Source organism: Agrobacterium sp. LEGMi-208b (genome assembly GCF_059511785.1).
In genome coordinates, this window is the sequence record NZ_CM183445.1 from 2000138 (window position 1) to 2014956 (window position 14819).

The 14819-nt window shown below is 59.8% G+C and carries 14 protein-coding genes; 11 read left to right on the forward strand and 3 right to left on the reverse strand.

The genetic code is table 11. The features are described 5' to 3' along the window. Positions 1 to 40 precede the first annotated feature (40 nt). The 5 genes from AC5YUO_RS09685 to AC5YUO_RS09705 all read left to right on the forward strand — a co-directional run bounded on the left by AC5YUO_RS09685 (position 41) and on the right by AC5YUO_RS09705 (position 5737). Positions 41 to 1471 carry a basic amino acid/polyamine antiporter gene (locus tag AC5YUO_RS09685; protein WP_496153145.1) on the forward strand — a complete coding sequence of 477 codons (1431 nt, stop codon included), beginning with the start codon at positions 41 to 43 and terminating at the stop codon, positions 1469 to 1471. A gap of 17 nt (positions 1472 to 1488) precedes the next feature. Further along, positions 1489 to 2733 carry an arginine deiminase gene (locus AC5YUO_RS09690; RefSeq protein WP_496153146.1) on the forward strand — a complete coding sequence of 415 codons (1245 nt, stop codon included), beginning with the start codon at positions 1489 to 1491 and terminating at the stop codon, positions 2731 to 2733. 116 nt (positions 2734 to 2849) lie between these two features. Beyond that, entirely contained in the window at positions 2850 to 4286 is a 1437-nt protein-coding gene (locus AC5YUO_RS09695) for a metal-dependent hydrolase family protein (protein ID WP_496153147.1), read from the forward strand. A 51-nt stretch (positions 4287 to 4337) separates the two neighbouring features. Then, positions 4338 to 5372, forward strand: a complete 1035-nt coding sequence (locus tag AC5YUO_RS09700) for an AI-2E family transporter (RefSeq protein WP_496153148.1) — start codon at positions 4338 to 4340, stop codon at positions 5370 to 5372. 56 nt (positions 5373 to 5428) lie between these two features. Continuing rightward, positions 5429 to 5737 carry a DUF378 domain-containing protein gene (locus AC5YUO_RS09705; protein ID WP_496153149.1) on the forward strand — a complete coding sequence of 103 codons (309 nt, stop codon included), beginning with the start codon at positions 5429 to 5431 and terminating at the stop codon, positions 5735 to 5737. A gap of 47 nt (positions 5738 to 5784) precedes the next feature. Here the strand turns inward: AC5YUO_RS09705 and AC5YUO_RS09710 are convergent, their stop codons facing one another. From AC5YUO_RS09710 to AC5YUO_RS09720, 3 genes are all read right to left on the reverse strand, one after another. Continuing rightward, positions 5785 to 6033, reverse strand: a complete 249-nt coding sequence (locus tag AC5YUO_RS09710) for a hypothetical protein (RefSeq protein WP_496153150.1) — start codon at positions 6031 to 6033, stop codon at positions 5785 to 5787. A 17-nt stretch (positions 6034 to 6050) separates the two neighbouring features. Next, positions 6051 to 7103 (reverse strand): alpha/beta hydrolase, encoded by a 1053-nt coding sequence (locus tag AC5YUO_RS09715; protein WP_496153151.1) that lies wholly within the window; start codon positions 7101 to 7103, stop codon positions 6051 to 6053. Between the two features lie 275 nt (positions 7104 to 7378). Next, entirely contained in the window at positions 7379 to 8515 is a 1137-nt protein-coding gene (locus AC5YUO_RS09720; protein WP_496153152.1) for an ROK family transcriptional regulator, read from the reverse strand. Between the two features lie 115 nt (positions 8516 to 8630). Here AC5YUO_RS09720 and AC5YUO_RS09725 point away from each other — a divergent pair, with 115 nt between their 5' ends. The 6 genes from AC5YUO_RS09725 to AC5YUO_RS09750 are packed head-to-tail and all read left to right on the forward strand — an operon-like array spanning position 8631 to position 14770. After that, the gene (locus tag AC5YUO_RS09725; protein ID WP_496153153.1) at positions 8631 to 9998 is read left to right on the forward strand and encodes an ABC transporter substrate-binding protein; all 1368 of its coding nucleotides are present in this window, start codon (positions 8631 to 8633) and stop codon (positions 9996 to 9998) included. Between the two features lie 60 nt (positions 9999 to 10058). After that, positions 10059 to 10970, forward strand: a complete 912-nt coding sequence (locus AC5YUO_RS09730; RefSeq protein WP_496153154.1) for a carbohydrate ABC transporter permease — start codon at positions 10059 to 10061, stop codon at positions 10968 to 10970. Next, entirely contained in the window at positions 10971 to 12050 is a 1080-nt protein-coding gene (locus AC5YUO_RS09735; protein ID WP_496153155.1) for a carbohydrate ABC transporter permease, read from the forward strand. Positions 12051 to 12054: 4 nt separating this feature from the next. After that, a complete protein-coding gene (locus AC5YUO_RS09740) occupies positions 12055 to 13188 on the forward strand; it encodes an ABC transporter ATP-binding protein (protein WP_496153156.1) in 1134 nt (377 codons plus the stop codon). Next, the gene (locus AC5YUO_RS09745) at positions 13185 to 13898 is read left to right on the forward strand and encodes a glycerophosphodiester phosphodiesterase (protein WP_496153157.1); all 714 of its coding nucleotides are present in this window, start codon (positions 13185 to 13187) and stop codon (positions 13896 to 13898) included. Before AC5YUO_RS09740 ends, AC5YUO_RS09745 begins: the two co-directional genes overlap by 4 nt. Continuing rightward, entirely contained in the window at positions 13895 to 14770 is an 876-nt protein-coding gene (locus AC5YUO_RS09750) for an endonuclease/exonuclease/phosphatase family protein (protein WP_496153158.1), read from the forward strand. The genes AC5YUO_RS09745 and AC5YUO_RS09750 overlap by 4 nt, the downstream gene beginning before the upstream one ends. Positions 14771 to 14819 lie beyond the last annotated feature (49 nt).

Genomic DNA, 14819 nt, shown 5'->3' on the forward strand with positions numbered 1-14819 from the left:
TGCTTGAATCTGGATTTATACTTTGGTTGGAGGTAGGTCTATGGCAGCGCCGCAACAGAAACTCACGTTATTTTCGCTAACGGCAATGGTTGTCGGCTCCATGGTGGGGGCCGGTATCTTCAATCTTCCGGGTCGCTTCGGATCTGCCACGGGACCTTTCGGCGCGATAATCGCCTGGGCCATTGCCGGGACAGGCATGTATATGCTCGCGCGTGTCTTTCAGGCTCTCGCCGAGAAAAAACCTGACATAGATTCCGGCGTTTTTGCCTATGCGAAGGAAGGGTTTGGAAATTACATGGGTTTCCTTTCCGCCTTCGGTTATTGGCTCGGCAGTTGCCTTGGCAACGTCTTCTACTGGGTTCTGATCGGCTCCACCCTGGGACGCTTCTTCCCCGAAATCTTTGGTGATGGAAGCAGTGCCACGGCGATCATCGTGTCGCTTATCGGCATATGGTTGTTTCACTTCATGATCCTGCGAGGCGTGGAGCAGGCAGCCTTCATCAATACGATCGTCACCGTTGCCAAGATTGTCCCGATCCTGGTCTTCATCGTGGCGCTGATCGTCTTCTTCAACTACACGCAGTTCTCCGAGAATTTTTTCGGTGGCGCAGACATGCCGGCTAAATCGCTGATCGCCCAAGTGCGGGACACGATGCTGATCACCGTCTTTGTGTTCCTTGGCATTGAGGGGGCAAGCGTCTATTCCCGTTTCGCCCAGAAACGGTCCGATGTCGGCTCGGCGACCATCCTCGGTTTCGTTGGCGTTACAGGGCTCATGGTCGCCGTAACCCTGCTGCCATATGCCGTATTGCCGCAATCATCCATTGCGGCGGTTCAGCAGCCTTCCATCGCGGGCGTTCTTGAAGCGGTCGTGGGGCATTGGGGTGCCGTGTTCATCTCCATTGGTGTCCTGGTTTCCGTTCTCGGTGCCTATCTGGCCTGGTCTCTCATTTGTGCCGAAGTGCTTTTTGCCGCGGCCAAGTCGCAGGACATGCCGAAAATCTTCGCTGCACAGAATGGCAACAGGGTGCCGGCCAACGCTCTTTGGCTCACCAATATCGTCGTTTCGCTTTTCGTCATTTCGACCTATTGGTCGCGAGATGCATTCAACGTCATGCTCGACATGACAAGCGTGACGGCGCTTTTGCCCTATCTTCTCGTTGCCGGCTATGGCGTTTTGCTGGCTCGCCGGGGTGAGGGTTACGAGACGACACCGGAACAACGCGGGCGCGATCAGTTCTTCGCCTGGGTCGCCGTTGTCTACACGCTCTTCATGTTTGCCGCCGCGGGCTTGAAATATGTCCTGCTCGTTGCGGTGTTGTTCGTTCCGGGCACGGTTCTCTATTTCTGGGCGCGACGGGAGCAGAAGCTCACATTGTTCACGCCGGCTGAACTCATCGTGTTTGCAGTGACGCTCATCGGAGGTCTGGTTGGGGCTTACGGTTTGCTGACAGGTATCATCACACCCTAAACGGAGAGGCGAAGGTCATGACACAAACGACAGCTTTTGGCGTTCATTCCGAAGTTGGGCAACTGCGCAAGGTAATGGTCTGCGCGCCCGGCCGAGCGCACCAGCGACTGACACCGAGCAATTGCGACGCGCTTCTCTTTGACGACGTCCTGTGGGTTGAAAATGCCAAGCGCGACCATTTCGACTTCATGACGAAAATGCGCGATCGAGGTGTCGAGGTATTGGAGATGCACAATCTCCTGGCGCAGACCGTCGCCGTGCCGGAAGCAAAGGCCTGGATTCTCGATCATCAGGTTGTGCCCAATCAGATAGGGTTGGGGCTCATCAATGAGGTCCGGTCATATCTCGAGGGATTGGGAGACCGGGAACTTGCCGAAACGCTGATCGGCGGTTTGTCGACCTATGAGTTTCCTGACAGCCTCGGCGGGGCGCAGCTCGCACTGATCCGCGATGCTGCGGGTGTTAACGAATATCTTCTGCCGCCTTTGCCCAATACGCTCTACACGCGTGACACGACATGCTGGATCTATGGCGGCGTCACCCTCAACTCGCTTTATTGGCCTGCGCGTCATGAGGAAACGATCCTTACGACTGCGATCTACAAGTTTCACCCGGACTTTGCGGGGAACGTCAATGTCTGGTGGGGCGACCCGACCAAGGATTGGGGCCTTGCAACACTGGAAGGCGGTGACGTGATGCCGATCGGCAAAGGCAATGTCCTGATCGGCATGAGCGAGCGAACGTCCCGCCAGGCCATCAGTCAGGTCGCTGCCGCATTGTTCGAGAAGGGGGCCGCGGAACGCGTGATTGTCGCCGCCATGCCCAAGCTGCGCGCGGCCATGCATCTCGATACGGTCTTCACCTTCGCCGACCGCGATTGCGTCCTGCTCTATCCGGATATCGTCAATGGTATTGAGGCCTTTTCCTTCCGCCCGGATGGCAATGGCGGGGTGGAGCTGCACAAGGACAAGGGCAGCTTTGTTGAGACTGTCAGGGATTCCCTCGGCCTGAAAAAGATGCGCGTGGTGGAGACCGGCGGCAACGACTATATGCGCGAGCGAACCCAGTGGGACAGTGGCCCAAACCTCGTCTGTGCTTCACCCGGTGTCGTCTACGCCTATGACCGGAACACCTACGCCAATACCCTGCTGCGCAAGGAGGGTATCGAGGTTATTACGATCACGGGTGCGGAGCTCGGGCGCGGTCGTGGCGGCGGCCATTGCATGACGTGCCCGATTGTCCGTGATGCCGTCGACTATTGAGGTGTTTCACGAAACTGCCGGGAGCGCATAGGAAACAACCGCGCTCCCTGATTTGCCGTATCGGGATGCCGCCATGACAGCGATGGTGGGTGACCCTATTGGGGAGACCAAGTCTCATGCAAAGTTTAGGACAGAAATATAGCCATCTGGTCCATAATTCCGGGTGTGCCTGCTTCAATCCTTCACTGCAGATCGTTTCGCGTCGGCTGGAAGCCCTGTCGAGACGTGGATTCCTGGTGGGTCTTGGAGCTGCGGCGCTTTCAGGCGGAATGCCGAAGCCTTCTACTGCTCAAGATGCTCCATCAAGATTTGCGTTCCGCGAGATGCGTCTTTTCGACGGCAAATCGAGTACAGTCCAGACGGGTGTGCAGGTTCTTGTTGAGAACGGTAAAATCACCGCGGTTGACCCGGCCAACAATCCCGCACCGGCAGATGCGACTGTCATAAATTGCCGCAATGGTGTTCTGCTGCCGGGTTTGATCGATGCTCATTGGCATACGATTTTTGCGGCGGTTCCCCTGAATATCCTTTTGGCGGGTGACCCCGGCATCATTTTCGCGGCGGCGACGGCGGAAGCCGAGCGGACGCTTCTGCGCGGCTTCACGACCGTGCGCGATCTTGGCGGGCCCGTATTCTCATTCAAACAGGCCGTGGATGGGGGGATCATCTCCGGCCCGCGCATATTCCCGTGCGGGGCAATGATAACGACGTCAGGCGGTCACGGCGATCTACGTCTGCCGACGGAAATCCCAAGGGATGGAGCGAAGTTAAGCTCAAGCGAATTGATGGGCGCATCGGCAATCGTCGACAGTATCGGCGATATCCGGTTGCGGGTCCGGGAGCAATTGCTCCAGGGAGCCTCGCAGATCAAGATGGTGGGAAGCGGAGGGGTATCTTCTCCCCGAAGTCCGCTCGACATGACGACATTCAGCGAGGAAGAGCTTCGAGCTGCGGTCGAGGTCGCCCGCGACTGGAACACCTATGTCGCGACCCATGCCTATACACCTCGGGCGGTTCAACGTGCGCTGGCTGCGGGTGTTGCCTGTATCGAGCACGCGCATCTGATCGACGAGGATACGGCGAGAATGATCGCCGACAAGGGCGCATGGCTCAGCACGCAACCTTTCCTGACGATGGAGGACGCCGCGTCGCAGAGCGGACCGGGATTGGAGCGCATACAGCAACTGTTTGCCGGTACGCCGAAAATCTATGAATTTGCCCGGAAGTACGGGATAAAGACGGCCTGGGGGTCCGATGTCCTGTTTTCGCCCCAGCTCGGGCCACGTCAGAACTTCATGCTGACACATCTGAGTAACTGGTACTCGAATGCGGAAATCCTGCGGATGGCGACATCAGGCAACGCCGAATTGCTGGCGCTTTCCAGTTTCCGCAATCCCTATCCCGGCAAGCTTGGTGTTATCGAAGCGGAAGCATTGGCAGATATTATTGTCGTCGACGGTAATCCGCTTGATGATATCGGTCTGCTGGAAGATCCTCAGAAGTCCCTGTCCCTCATCATGAAAGATGGCCGCATCCACAAGAATATTCTTTGAAATAAATTCATGCCGGTGCCGAAGACGTCTGGCAGTTATCAGGAGCGGAAAATGCCGGAAGCGCCACGCAGGCCGATGACAGGTATGCTGATTGCCGGCATTCTCGTTATTGCTCTTTTGTTTGTGGCGCAGTCGGTTTTTGCGCCTCTGTTTTTCGCCCTGTTCATCATCGCGATCGTGTGGCCCTGCCAGGTCGCCTTGCAGACGAGGCTACCGCGCCTGCTGGCGCTGCTGATCACACTCATCATCACGATCGGCTTCATCACCGTGATCGGCTCGTCGCTTGCCTGGGGATTAAGCCGGTTGGGACAGTGGCTGTTCACGAATGCGGACCGTCTGCAGGTCGCTTATTCGGCGGCTGTGGACTGGCTGGAGCAACATGGCATTGCAATAGCCCGGCCGATTGCGGATTGGTTCGATGTTTCCAGGCTTCTGTCCGTCATGCAGGGAACAGTGAGCCGCTTGAATCGGTTCGGTGGTTTTGCCGTGCTGGTGCTGATCTTCGTCATGCTCGGGCTTCTGGAGGTCGGGGATTTCGCCGTGCGTTTGCGGTTGCCGGCGGCACAGCCCTACGGCCAGATCATTCTTGACGCGAACCGCATCATCGCCATGAAATTTCGCCGTTTCATGCTGGTGCGGACCTTCGCCAGCATTCTCACGGGGTTGCTCGTATGGCTCCTGTCTATCGGTGCGGGATTGGAACTGGCTGCGGCCTGGGGTGTCATCGCATTTGCCTTCAACTACATTCCGTTTCTGGGGCCGCTGTTGGCGACGACCCTGCCAACCCTCTTTGCCATTGCCCAGTTCGATACATGGCAACCTGCCTTGCTCATATTCGCGAGCCTCAACATCATACAGTTCATCATCGGCAGTTATCTTGAGCCGAGGCTGGCAGGCGCATCCCTGGCCATATCTCCTTTTGCGGTCATATTTGCTGTGTTCTTCTGGAGTTTCATGTGGGGGCTGGCGGGAGCGTTCATAGGGGTTCCGATTTTGATCGCCTTCATCGTTTTCTGTTCGATGGCCGCCTCTACGAAATGGATCGCGACCGTCCTTTCAGGCCCCGAAACCGCAAGTTCCGGCTGAGAGTCAAGCTGTGGAAGCCTGCGAGAGAGCCGGCCTAACTGAGCAGCGCAGATCTGTTGAGTTCGCTTGGAGAACTGAAAGCCAAGGTGAAATTTCGTCTTGTGGATAGGATTGGCAAGATGCGTACATTGAACGTCATTATGTTGACCCTCATTGTTATTGGGGGACTGGATTGGCTTCTTATCGGTCTCTTCCAGTTCGATCCTGTCGGGCTGCTGTTAGGAGGCCCCGGTGCCATCCTCGCCCGGATTGCCTATACGTTGATAGGCGTTTCCGCGCTCTGGCAACTCCTGCCTCTCTTCGGCGCCGCGCACCGTCGGGATGCCGAGGAGAAAATAAAGCGCAGCAACGCCCATCGGCCATAGGTGATATAGCCTCGATTTGGGGTCAACATTGATGGCCGGACTTCGTCCTATGACCGGTAGCGCTGAAAGCGTCCGGGCACCCAGACATATCTGCTGCGCCGGATGCTCCACACCCATCTTCCGCGAACCCATCGATAGCCTTTCCGGGAAGGTGGAGCTTTTTCTTCCAGATTCGGCGGCGGCGGGGGGCGCCTGCCCACGGGAGCACGCGATCCCGCTGTCTGCGCGGAAGCTGCACCTGGTACAAGTATCAATGTGCCGATGAGCTGAAGAAATAATCTGCGATGTCTTTCCATGTCGCTCTCCTCTCTCTTTATTGCGTTGAAACGGCGGATTTGCGTGGTGGCGCCAGATCTTTCTCCTCGTCCAGCAGTTCAATCGCCTGTCTCAGGATACGTCCATCTTCCGAACTCGCCGACGCGGCGGAAAGCGTACCTGTTCCGACCCTCCCGCCCGTCAAGGCCCGCAAGGGTATTCTGGGAAACATGGTTGCAAGCGTGACAAACCTGTCGTGTCTTATCCTCGTCTGAGCCCTGACATCGCTGATATCGATGATTTGAAGATTGCGTTCTTCGGCCAGTGCGATGGTGCGGGGATCTTCGATGTCGAGCGCCCCGACCTTTGCCGAGGCACCTGCGAGCCAGCGTGAGGTCGCGAGTGCCAGGTCGTCCTGTGTGGACAGTACGATGATTGGCTTTTTCAGTTTGCCCACGACTTTTAATTGTTTTCGGAAAACATCGATGTCGACATCGGGCGCGGCCAGTATCACTTGGTCGATTTGGCCGAGCGCACGATTGCTGGATTGAAGGCGCAGTTGCCGCAGGGCCTCGACGGTCAGCCAGCTTCCCATGCTGTGGGCCAAAATCGTGGTCTCGACTTTTCCGGTGCCGAGATCCTCCAGCGTCTGGACGAGTTCATCGCGTGAGAAATTGCTGGAATCCCTGTCCGCAAGGTAGCTTGAGAAATTCGCGCGGGATGGCCAGGCAAACAATATGGGCGTGCTTCTGACATCGGCATCGGCGGATATTTGAACGAGCCTGAACAGGCTTTCCTGGAAATTGTTGTTGTAGCCGTGGACAAAGACCAATGCCGAGCGATTAGCGGCAGCCATACCAACGAATTGTTCGTGTGAAATGACTTTGCTTTCGATCACGGCGAAGGAAGACGCAGCATTCGGCATACCACTCGGCCATTCGATCATGCCCGGCCTATGTCCCGGCGGAACCGAAACGACCAGACGGAGATAGGTAGGGTCTTGCGACCTTTCGCTGGTAAACCCGTTATTGCCCAGCTTGTCGGGTTCGCGTGTCGTTACGACCAGGATTGTCTGCTGTATCGCGCCCTGCGCCGGCTTTACGACTTTCAAGGCCGCTTGGCCTGGCCTCGCACAGGAGGCCAGGAGAAAAAGAACAGAAACACTAAGCAAGAGGCATATTGCCTGAAGGGCGGATACCCTGAAATACCTTGGTTTCCCTACCATGATGCCGGGATTAAAACACAGCTGGGTTGTCATCGTAAATAGGCAACACGCCGGGAGAGCCGGAACCGGCGCCGATGCGGACAGGGTCGGGATACCGTACTTGCGTAGCCCCCGCGTTGCGTGACTGCCGCGGCTTGTCGCCGGCGCATTTCAGGGACGGCTTAGGGCGGCGAAGTCATATGGTGCAGGACGAGCGCTGCCGCGCCGAGGGCGGCGCTGTTCGTGGCCGGGATTTCCGACAGAAGAATGCGGGGCTGGCCAAGCGTGGCGCCGTCGAAAAGCGCCGGCTGCGAGAAATCCATCCATCCGATCAGGGCGCGGCGGACACTTTTTGGAAGCGTACCGCCGATATAGATAGCGGGCGGATCGAGAATGGCGCCGGCTGCGAAGGCGAGGCGCGCGGCTTCCGGCCCGGCCCGTTGCAGCCACCGTTCCACGCTTTCCGGTGCGGTGGCCAGCACGGTCTCCCATTCATCGGGGTCTCGCCCCTGTGGCAGGACAACGCCGTCGGCCTTGAGCCAGGCGGCAAGGTCGTCGAATGACGGCCGACACATGGAGCGGGGGCGCAGCGCGCCGATCTCGCCGGCATTGCCGATGGCGCCGCGATGGAGATTGCCGTTGAGAACGACCGCGCCGCCGATACCGCTGCCGAGATAGAGGTGGAAGAAGCTCTTGTGGTGTTCCGGGTTGCCGACCGTCAACTCGCCGATGGCGGCGGCATTGGCGTCATTTTCCACGATTACGGAGCAGCCCAGCGCATCCGACAAGGTGGCCGCGATATCGATGCCGCCCCATCGGCCCACGTCCTCGGCCAGATCGAGCGCGGGCTCCGTGCTGCGGAAACGGATGGGCAGCGCAAAACCGGCGCCGATCAGGTCGGCGGCCGATATGCCGGTTCGCGACAGGAGCGCTTCCGCGCCTTCCGCAATCGTTGCCGCAACGTTATCGAAGGTTGCGGCGCTGTTGCGGATCTGGTGCTCGCCGAGGAGCGTGCCGCAGAAATCGAGGAGCGTCAGATAGACGGAATAGTAATCGGCATGGATGCCGAGCGCATAGCCCGCCTCCGGGGAAAGCCGCAAATCGATTTGCGGTGGTCCCCGATGACCTTGCCGCCGCCCGCTCTCGACAACGATGCCGCGCACCATCAGCTCGTGGATCAGCATGCTGACCGCTGCCGGGGTGAGGCCGCAGAGGGCTGCCAGCTCTGCCCGTGACGCCGGCGCCGAGCGCCGCAGAAGGTGGATGAGCCGCTGATGGCTGCCGCTCAGTCCCATTAAATCAGTTTTTTCATTCAGCATTTTCGATGTCTCAAAAAAATCGCGTGCCACCACAGGATTGTCATTCGATTGTTAAGTAAGCAACTTAATTAATTACTCAACCATCGTTATTCCACCAAATCCAAGTGAGGTAATCATGTTTCGAACCCTGACTCTCGCAGCGACCGCTATCGCTCTCCTTTCATCGGCCGCAAATGCCGAGGAAATCAAGCTGAAGTTGTGGACCCTTGCCGATCGCAATGGCCCTGCGCGCATCACCAACATCGAGGACGCCGCCGCTATCCTGAACAGCCAGTACAAGGCCGCCGGCATCGACAAGACGATCGTGATCGAGGCAAACAACAGCGGCCAGAAGGGCTGGGACGACTACGCTCTCGATACGCTGAAGGCTTTTGCGGTCAATCAGGGCCCGGATATCTATCTGCTGCCGCACGAATGGATCGGCCAGTTTGCGACCGACGGCTATGCCAAGGCGCTGGATGAGGAAATCGCCGCCAAGCCATGGGTCTATGGCGATGTGCTGCCGGTGCTGTGGAATTCCGTCAAGGGCACCGATGGCAAGGTCTACGCGATCCCGCAGGACGCCGAGATCCGCATGTTCTTCTACAACAAGGACATGCTGCGCAAGATCGGCAAGGACGAAGCCTTTATCGATGCCATTCCCGCCAAGGTCGAGACGGGTGAGTTCACGCTCGACGACTTCACCGCACTCAGCAAGGAAGTGGTCGAAAAGGGTGCCGCCCAGTACGGGATGCTGCATCGCCCTAATGTCGGTATCGATTATCTGATGGTCTTCGCGTCGAATGGCGTGAAGTTTACCGACGAGAAAACCGGCAAGCTGCTTTTCCCCAAGAAGGAAATGGAAGCGGCCCTCTCCTGGTATGAGCGCAACGCCAAGGAAGGTGTCACCCCCGTCGACAACACGGCGATGAGCTGGGAGGCGATCCAGACCGCCTTCAAGCAGGAAAAGGCCTTCGTCTTCCATCAGGGCGTGTGGGCTGTTGCCTGGCAGGTCGGCGACAAGCTCGGCGCAACCTGGCCGACGGACGGCAAGGGTTATTTCAACAAGATCGGCTGGATCCCGGCGCCGGCCGCCGAAAAGGGCGGAAAACCCGCCAACCTGTCGCACCCGATCGCCTACGCGATCAATCCGAAGGGAACGAATGCCGCGATCGCTGCCGATCTGGTGGCGCTCGCCTCGCTTCCCTATTTCAACACCAAGCACGCGGTTTCTTCCTACCACACCGCCATCAGCAACGCCCAGACTGCGATGCCCGACTACAAGGCGAACTGGGCGCTTGAAGCTGCATCGCCGATGATGGTGCACGCCAAATTCGTACCCAACCACACCAAGTTCGGCAGCTATAACAAGGTGCTGTTCAGCGGCCTCCAGGCCGTCGAGACCGGCCGCATGAGCGCTGCCGAGGCCGTCGAATTCATCGCCGACGAGCTGGAAGTCCAGTTCGGCAGCGAGGTGGAAATTCGCGACGCGCTCTCCAACTGACGATCAGCGAAGGCAGGCGGGCCCAAGCTTCCGCCTGCCTTCGGCATTCAGGACCCATCCATGATGTCACGACCGCCAAGACACCACCGGCCCGCCCGCCCGATCCTCTATCTGATGCCTGCGATCGTCATATTGTCGGTCTTCTTCATCGCGCCGATCCTGATCGATGTCGTCATTGCCTTCACCAATATGGGCGCAAATCTGAAGGTGGAGAAATTCACCTTCGACAACGTCATGCGCATGCTCGGCCGCGACAGCCGCCTGCCAATGGTGCTGATGACCACGTTCATCTACGTGACGGCCACGCTGTTCCTGTTCAATATCGGCCTCGGGGCGATCCTTGCGGTTACGACGACGGCGGTGCCGGAGCGGCTTGGCGCCTTCTTCCGCGGCCTCTGGCTTTTGCCGCGCATGAGCCCGGCGGTGCTTTACGGCGTGTTGTGGATCTGGGTCGCCGATCCGACCTCCTACGGCCTTATCAACCAGATCGGCGGCGCGCTCGGCTTTCCGCTGCTCAATCTGCGCAACGACCAGCCGCTGCTTCTGATCGTCATCGCAAACGGCATGGTCGGCGCCTCCTTTGCCATGGTCATCATGACCTCGACGATCCGCTCCATCCCGTTGCATCTGTTCAGCGCCGCCCGCATCGATGGCGCTGGCGAATGGTCGGTGCTGCGCCATGTGGTGCTGCCGGCGCTGCTGCCGCCGCTGCGCTTCATCAGCATCTACCAGGCGCTCTCGCTGATGACGACCTACGAATACATCCTGCTGATTACCCACGGCGGACCGGTCTACGATTCCACCACCTACGCGCTGTACGTCTATCGCCGCGCCTTCGAAAGCGGCGCCTATGCCTATGGTGCGGCGCTGGCGCTCGGCCTGATGGTGATCGGCGTTGCGGTCACGCTGGTGCAATGGCGCATGACCGGCATGAAGCAGAGCTTCACGGCCCCGAAAATCGAGGTATTGTAAATGACCATGACCACCATCGCAGGGGCTCCGGACCGAAAAGCCACGGACTGGAGCCGCCTGGCCCGCCGGACGCTCTGGAACCGCACCGGCTTTCTGGCCATCGTCATCGGCTTCCTTACCGTCATTTCGCTGCCGATCGTCCTGCCTTACCTCTGGCTGCTGGCAATCTCGCTGACGGATAAGGGCGGCGATGGAACCGCCATCCTCTGGCGGCTGTTCGCTGTCGCTGCGGCCGGCTATCTCGCGCTGATCGCCATTGCACTCTTTGCCCCCGAGGGGCAAACAGCCAGGCGGCTGCGGTGGGGGGTGATGCTTGCAACGGTCGCCGTCTTCGCGCTCGGAGTAGGCCCCTACCTGACTGTCGACAATTTTGCCTTTCTCTGGGACCCCGCCAGCGTGGCGGCCGAGCGCGGCAGCCAGAGCCGCATCGGCCTCATGCCGTCGGTCTGGTCGGCGATGGGCAATTCCTTCGCCTTTGCCGGCGCGCAGACGCTGATCGTGACAGTCGTTGCCGCACCCGCCGCCTATGCGCTGTCGCGCTTTTCCTTCGCCGGGCGGGAAAGTTTTCTGCGCGGGCTGTTGTTGCTGCACGCCTTTCCGGCGCTGGCGCTGACAGTGGCCATCTTCATCCAGATGTACTGGATGGGTCTTCTCAACTCGCTCTCCGGCGTCATCCTTGTCCTGTGCGCGCTCGAACTGCCCTTCGCGATCTTCGTGCTCAAGGGCTTCTTCGACGCCGTTCCCTGGGACATCGAGATGAGCGCGATCACGGACGGCGCCTCGCGTTTTCAGGCCTTCCGCATGGTGGTGTTGCCGCAGGTCGTCGGCGGGCTGATCGCGGTCGGGACTTTCACCTTCCTGCGCGGCTGGGAGGAATATGTCTTTGTGCAGACCCTGCTGATCGAAAAGACCAGCCTGACGATGAGCCTCTACCTCTTCTTCGTTTCGGAGGACAGCATGGGCGTCGACTACAGCCTCGTCGCCGCCGTCGGCGTCGTCTACGTGCTGCCGGCGCTCGTCCTCTACATCTTCACGCAAAAATACCTGACCCAGATGAGCTTCGGCGGGATCAAGGGATAAGAGAATGGCAAAGATCACACTCGACAAAGTCACCAAAAGCTGGGGCCAGACCCAGGTGCTTCGGCCGATGGACCTCACCATCAACGACGGCGAATTTGTCGCCATCCTCGGTCCTTCGGGGTGCGGGAAATCGACGACGCTGTTCCTGCTCGCGGGCCTCTATGCCCCGACCTCGGGACAGATCCTCTTCGACGATCACACCGTCAATCGCGTCGACGCCCGCGACCGCAATGTCGGCATCGTCTTCCAGTCCTATGCACTCTATCCGCATCTGACGGTGCAGCAGAACATCGCCTTTCCGCTGCGCTTCAAGGATGTCCCGAGGGACGAAGCCGACAGGCGGGTGCGCGAGGCGGCGGCCCTCGTGCAGGTTGACATGTTGCTTGAGCGCCGTCCCGGACAGCTTTCCGGCGGCCAGCAGCAGCGTGTGGCGCTGGCCCGCGCGCTGGTGAAGGAGCCGAACATCCTTTTGCTCGACGAACCGCTCTCCAATCTCGATGCGACGCTGCGCATCGCCATGCGCGCCGAGATCAAGGCGATCCAGGCCCGCCTCGGCATCACCACGCTGATCGTCACCCACGACCAGATCGAGGCGACGACCATGGCCGACCGGATCATCTGCATGAACAATGGCAGCATCGCGCAGACCGGTACGCCCGACGAACTCTACCGCAGCCCGCGCGACATCTTCGTCGCCGGCTTCATCGGCTCGCCGCCGATCAACCTGATCAAGGGCGAGGCGCGTGTCGACACGGTGCTGGTCGGCGAACGGGTGATGAACCTTTCCGCGACCTACCGCGGCGATATCACCTTCGGCCTGCGGCCCGAGGATATCGCAATGATTGCACCGGCGGAGGCGGCGATGACTGGCAAAGTATCGCTGATCGAGCCGATGGGCCGCGAGATATTCTACACGCTGGACACCCCGTTCGGCCGTCTGCACGCGCTGGAAGCCGGTGAGAAGGCGCGCTTCGCGATCGGCGAAGCCGCCGGCCTCGCCTTTGATGCGGAGCGCACGCTGTTCTTTAATGCCGAGGGTAATCGGCTTCCGGGCCTCCACGCCGATATCACCACGACCATCCATGAGCCCGTGCCGTCCACGTTCCAATCTTCCCATGCGGCGGAGGTCGCCCAATGACGCTGATCGTTTCCCACCGCGGTGCAAACGCCTTTGCACCGGAAAACACCTTTGCTGCGGCGGATCTGGCCCTGAAACAGGGGGCGGATTACATCGAACTCGATGTTCGCGAAAGCGCCGACGGCGTGCTGTATGTGCTACATGACGAGACGTTCGAGCGGACGACGAACGGCACCGGCCCCATCGGTCACGCCTGCGCGCAGGAGATCGACAGGCTCGATGCGGGCGCCTGGTTCGGGGTGGAGTTCGCGGGCGAGCCCGTGCCGCGTCTCGATGCCTATCTGGAGCATCTGCGCGGCCGCTGCGGCGTCTATATCGAGCTGAAGCTTTGCGACCCGGTCAAACTTGCGGCACTGGTTCGCGATCTCGGCATGGTAAGTGACACGTTCTATTTCTCCTTCAGCGCGCAGATGCGCGACGGTCTTCATGCCGCTGCTCCCGAGTTTCGCAAGATGATCACGCTCGACATGGCGAAATCGCCGTCGCTGGCGGGGCCGCTGCATCATGCGTCGATCCTGGAGATCACGCCCGCGCAGATGATGCGTCCGGGTCTTGTCGACACCTGCCGTGCTGCCGGACTGGACGTCATGGTTTATTACGGTGGCGACGATCCGGCCACGCATCTCGAGATCGCCGGAGCCGGCGTGGATTACATCAATCTCGATCGTCCCGACCTCTTTGCCGAAGCACGCGGGAGGATCGCGGCATGAAGCTTGTCTCCTACAATATCCAGTACGGGCTCGGTGCCGACGGGCGCTACGACCTTGCCCGCATCGCCGATGAAATCCGCGATGCCGATATCATCGCGTTGCAGGAAGTGGACCGTTACTGGGCGCGCTCCGGCATGGTCGATGAGCCGCAGGTCATCGCCGACGCGCTCGGTGATCGCTATTGGGTCTATGGCGCCAATGCCGACATGGATGCGAGTTTTCGGAGCAGCGAAGGACGCCTCGTCTCCCGCCGCCGACAGTTCGGCACCATGGTCCTGTCGCGTTTTCCGATCCTTTCCAGCCGCAATTTCCCCTTGCCGAAATTCGCCACGCTAACGCAGCACTCGATCCAGCAGGGCATGCTGGAAACGGTGATCGCGGTGGGCGAAGGGGCATTGCGCGTCTACAGCGTCCATCTCAGCCATCTTTGCGCGGAGACCCGCCTGCCGCAGGTGGAGGCCATGCTCGATATTTTCGCGCGGGCGCCCGCGGAGGGGGGAGCATGGTGTGGTGGCCATCCCGATCCCGCCGCCGGCTGGACGGAGGGCGACATGCCGCCGATGCCGCGCGACATGGTGGTGATGGGCGACATGAATTTCACCGCCGACAGCGCTGAATATGCCCGCATGATCGGACCGCAGGCGGGCCAATACGGCCGCCTCGTCAATCGCGACGGGCTTGCCGATGCCTGGGTTGCCGGGGGGAACCCGGAAGGTGAGGGCAGCACCCATCCGCAAGGGGGCCGCATCGATCATTGTTTCGTTTCCGCATCGCAGGCGGGAAAGGTAAGACGCTGCTGGGCTGACAAAACGGCAAAAGGCTCGGATCACTATCCCCTTTGGACGGAACTGGACGACTTGAGCGCCGCATAAGGGCCCGTGGCGATCGAAGGGCAGGATGGCGTCAGGCGCTCCGGTTCCT